Raw genomic sequence first — 4,528 nt, 5'->3', positions numbered from 1 at the left:
CCCCGGCCGCGGTGTGGCGCTTCCGCGCTTCCGTCCTTGTCTGTTGTGAGGCCGGGGGGGTGCCGCTGGGGGGGGGGGGGGGTGGGGGGGGGGCGCGGGCCCCGCTGCCCCCCCCCCACGTCGATGGATGCGGTCAGGGCAGCAGATGGGTGGCCATGTGTTCCCACTGGCGGATGGGGACGATGCCCGGGGCGGGGGTCAGGAGATGAAGGCTGACATGGTCGGCTCCGGCGCCGAGGTGTTCGTGGACGCGGCGGACGACGTCCTCGGCATCGCCGTGGGCCACAAGTGCGTCAACGAGCCGGTCGTCGAGCGCGTCCCCGTTGTGGTACCCCAGGTCGTGCAACAGTGCGCGCCGATTGGGCAGGGCTGCTGCGGTGGTGGCTGCTGCCAGTTCGGCAGTCCGTGAGCGGTCGGGACTCAGGACACACAGTTGGGTCACGGCCAAGAGTGCGTCGGGCCCGAGCAACGTTCTCGCCGTTCGCGTGTACTCGACGGGCATGCCCAACACGGTGGCGCCCCAAGCGCGTTCGGCGGCAAGCGCGAGCATGCCCGGGTCGAGGGCCGCGACCAGGCGAGGCTGCGAGGCTGTCGTGCCGGGTGGACCGAACGGGGAGGCGTCCAGCGTGTCGAGGTAGGTGCGCATCGCGGCCGGCGGCGGCTCGAAGCGGCGACCGCGGACGTCCTCAGTGAGACTGGGGTGGCTCTCCCACAGCCCGAGCAGGAATCGCCCGGGGAACGCCTCCTCCAGGGTTCGGTGGGCGGCGGCGGTCGTCACCGCGTCGCGCGCGTAGATGTCGGCCATGCCGGCGGCCACGGTGATCCGCCGGGTGGCGGCCAGCAGGATCGCGGCCTGTGTCATGGCCTCCCGTCCGGTGGTCTCGGCGAACCACAGGGTGCCGTAGCCGAGGCCCTCGACTGCGGCCGCGGCCTCGCGAAGCCCTGCCGCGGGGTAGGTGTCGAGGTCGCCCGCCCAGATTCCGATGCGCCCGAGGTCGGGCTTGCGCCCGTTCATGCGTGCTGCGATGCGGTGGTCTGGCTGGCCAGGAAAGCGGCGATCTGGGCGGCGCCGGTGCGTTCCAGCCAGGTGGGGAAGTTCATCGCTCCGGGGTGGATACGGCGGGTTGCGGTGATGTCCGCGCGGTAGCCGCGTTCGTTGAGCCACTCGTTGGCGTACGCGAAGTCCTCGCTGAGCGTCCGGATCGCTTCGATCGGGATCCGGGCGTACGGCAACGGACGTCCGAGCGCGTTCTCGATGGTCGCGGCGATCTGGACCGGCGTGAGTTCGTCTCCCGCGAGGGCGGTTTCGCGGCCGATCCAGTCTTCGGGCCGGGAGAAGGCCAGCGCGGTGACGAAGCCGACGTCGTCCACGGCCATGATCTGCAGCGGGACCTCGGGGGCGAGGGCGGTGGCGAAGGTCCCGTCCCGCAGCGCGTAGGCGCCGGTGAAGTTCTCCATGAAGGAGACCGGCCGCAGGATCGTCGCGGGCAGGCCGAGCGCGGCGATGTGCTGCTCGATCCGCCACTTGCTGACCAGGTTCCGCGGCAGTGTTTCGCCGCCGTGACGGTCGGCGCCGGCCACTGAGGTGAAGACGAGGTGCTCGATGCCGACGGTTCGTGCGGCTTCGACGACGTTGATCCCCCACCGGACCTCGTCCTCGGCGCTGAAGTCTGGTGCGGTCCCGGGGGAGCCGACCGTGGGCTGGACACTGAACATGCCGTACGCGCCGTCGGCCGCGGCGATCAACGAGGCGAGGTCCTCCATCTGCGCGCGCACGATCTGCGCACCGGCGCTCGCCAGGTCCTTGGCCGGCGCCCCGTCCGGATTGCGGCTGAGTGCGCGTACCTGCCAGCCGTTGCTGAGCAGGTGCCGTGTCACCGCCCGGCCCTGCAGGCCGGTCGCCCCCACCACCGCGACGGTCTTCCCTGTCGGTTCCACGAATCTCCCCATGTCGCATGCCGACGAGTGCCCACGCCCAGTAACTGGGGTGGCCCTCCGGTTATTGGCCGCTACGATATGGAGGGCCACCCCAGTTAGCAAGTCGTCAGGAGATTCCGTGCCCAAGAGCGCAGCTGACCCGGCTTCGCGGCCGATGCGTGCCGACGCGCGCCGCAACTACGACCGGATCGTGGCCGCGGCCGAGAGCCTTGTGGCCGAACACGGTGCCGAGGCCTCACTGGAGGAGATCGCCCGGCACGCCGGAGTCGGCTCGGCCACGCTCCACCGACACTTCCCCTCCCGGCGGTTGCTCCTGGAAGCCGTCTTCAAGGGCCGGGTGGACGCCCTGTGCGTCAGAGCGCGTGACCTGCTGTCCGACCCCGATCCCGGCGCCGCACTCGTCAGCTGGCTCCGCGATGTCGGCGCACACGCCGTGGCCAACCGGGGCTTGGGGGCTTCAGTGATGCACGGCACCCGCGACGGCGACCCGACGCTGGGAAGCACCTGCCACGCGATGATCACCAGCGCCGGCGACGAACTCCTCGACCGCGCCCGCCACGTGAACGCCGTACGCCCCGACGTCACCGTCACCCACCTACTCAAACTCGTCGGCGCCATCGCTTTGGCCACCGAGGAGGACCCCGACGGCCCGGCCGAGGCCGACCGGCTGCTCGACCTGGCCATCGACGGGGTCCGCGCGCGCTGAAGCTCCACCCCGCAGCCAAGGAGCGCAACGCCTGTCCTCGGTCGGTCTCAGCGGCCAAGGAGTTGATGTGGTCGAACTGCAGCGGTGACAGGCGAGCCAGCTGGTCGTCGGTGACGGGCAAGCCGTCGCGGGCCTGATCGAATAGGCCGGCAGCAGGTTTTGGCCGTTGCAGGAGACCTCTTGGCTCGGCTCCTGGGGGCGGATGGGCAAATGCGCGCGGTCCTCGGCGGCGCGTCCTGCTGCACCATCTGGCGGGCCAGCCGTCGAGGACGTCGGTCCGCTGGACGCAAGCGCGATCGCCGCCGGCGGGGGCGCGATGACGACCGTGCCTCGGGTCCGGCGACGGCGATGTAGAGCGTGCTGGGCAGGTGGCCGCCCTGCGGGGCCGGCCCGGCGACGCCGGTGGTGGCGAGCGCGTAGGTCGGTGCCCATAAGGCGACGAATGCCCTCGGCCATCTGACGGGCGACGTCGGCATCGAACGCCCTGCGCAAGGCAAGCAGAGCGGAGTCGACGCCGCCCAGCAGTGCCAGGTCCATACGCGCGGTGCAGGCGCGGCTGATTGGTCCATGCCGTGCCGGGCCAGCCACAACCGGTCCGCTCTTCGGCACCAAGCCGGCACTGCTCGGCCGCGGGGGCCAACAGCGGCCGCCGCGAGCGCGAAACACCTGCCGCACCGATCCGATCCGGCCCCACTGGGCTCGCTCCGCCGACTCCGCGCCGGGAGGTACGCCGTGAACCAGCACGAAGACGCGACCAATGAAATGGTCGCCGCCGGTGCCGAGACCTCCCTGCAAGGCCTCGACCGGCAGTCGCCCTCATCTTCCTCGGTATGGCCATTGCCAAGGGCTGACCGGCTGCCAGGCACACCCGGGGCCCGCGCTGCTCCGCGGGGGGTGGGTGGCACGCGGGTGCCGGAGGGAGCTCTCGTTTCCCCTGGCGGCGGCTGTGGGGACGACGGTCAGAGATCGTCGCGGGGCACGGCGCGATTGCGCGCGGTAATTCGGTTGGCGGGGGTGCGCTGCTTGTCGCGGGCGCCGGCAGCGGCGGCGAGGGCGCCAGTGATGATGTTGCTTCCTCGATGGGCAAGGCGGTGTGGGTGGATGCCATGACGGCCTACACGCCCTCCGAAACCAAGCCGGACACATCCGGGCACATATCCGCTCAGCGTCGGGCCGCAGCGCACGGCACGCAGGTCTTCGCCGCCGGGCGCACCTCCAGCCGCTCCGCCGGGATCGGCTCGCCGCAGCTTTCGCACCGGCCGTAATCCCCTCGCTCCAGTCGCTCCCGCGCCTGATCGAGATCAGCCAGATGGTCCTGCGCCTGGGCGAGCAAGGACGCGACCTGCGCCCGCTCGAAGGCGGTGCTCGACCCCTCCGGGTCGTGCTCGTCGTCGACCGCCACCAGGGCATTCGCCTCGACGATCTCATCGAAGTCCCGTCTCAGCCCCGCGATCTGCGCGACGGTCGCGGCCCGGTCGGCAGCCAGCCGCTCGCAGGTGGCTCCACGCCTGGATGGGTTGAAATCGCTATTTTCTGGCACCTGACACATCCTTCTCGGAACGTCGGCATCCGTTGCCATATTTCGTGCACCCCTGTACCCATATGAGCCAGCCTGCCGCACCATCGACCAATGTCTGCTCACAAGGGGTGGGCCGCTGCGCGGCCAGGGCTTCGCATTCTCGGCGAGGCCGTCGCGCTCGCGGCCGGCCGAGGTCGCCTTGGCGCGCGGGGCATCGCGCTCGTCGACCGGGTCGGGCGGGCGCCGGGGGGGTGCGCCTGGGGGGCGGGGGGGGGGGCGGGCCCCCCCGGGCCGCAGCCAGTCGCTGCTGTCGATGTACGAGCACGAGCGGCTCGTCCCGGTGGTGGAGGGCTTCGGGCTGAGCG

Annotated in this window: 4 protein-coding genes; 1 reads left to right on the top strand and 3 read right to left on the bottom strand. The window is 71.4% G+C overall.

The features are described 5' to 3' along the window. Window positions 1–133: 133 nt before the first annotated feature. Window positions 134–1,015, bottom strand: coding sequence for a TIGR03620 family F420-dependent LLM class oxidoreductase (locus ACFV0G_RS35720; RefSeq protein WP_380556926.1), 882 nt, complete (start codon window positions 1,013–1,015; stop codon window positions 134–136). After that, window positions 1,012–1,938: an NmrA/HSCARG family protein gene (locus tag ACFV0G_RS35715; RefSeq protein WP_380556924.1), complete on the bottom strand. Its 927-nt coding sequence runs from the start codon at window positions 1,936–1,938 to the stop codon at window positions 1,012–1,014. Before ACFV0G_RS35715 ends, ACFV0G_RS35720 begins: the two co-directional genes overlap by 4 nt. A 118-nt stretch (window positions 1,939–2,056) precedes the next feature. Here ACFV0G_RS35715 and ACFV0G_RS35710 point away from each other — a divergent pair, with 118 nt between their 5' ends. Next, window positions 2,057–2,644, top strand: coding sequence for a TetR/AcrR family transcriptional regulator (locus ACFV0G_RS35710; RefSeq protein WP_380556922.1), 588 nt, complete (start codon window positions 2,057–2,059; stop codon window positions 2,642–2,644). Between the two features lie 1,162 nt (window positions 2,645–3,806). Here ACFV0G_RS35710 and ACFV0G_RS35705 read toward each other — a convergent pair. Then, window positions 3,807–4,184, bottom strand: a complete 378-nt coding sequence (locus ACFV0G_RS35705) for a TraR/DksA family transcriptional regulator (RefSeq protein ID WP_380556920.1) — start codon at window positions 4,182–4,184, stop codon at window positions 3,807–3,809. Between the last annotated feature and the right edge of the window lie 344 nt (window positions 4,185–4,528).

This window comes from Kitasatospora sp. NPDC059571 (assembly GCF_042735675.1).
Taxonomy (GTDB): Bacteria; Actinomycetota; Actinomycetes; order Streptomycetales; family Streptomycetaceae; genus Kitasatospora.
Note: the sequence above shows the minus strand (reverse complement) of the source record. Positions and strands in the feature narration are given on the sequence as shown.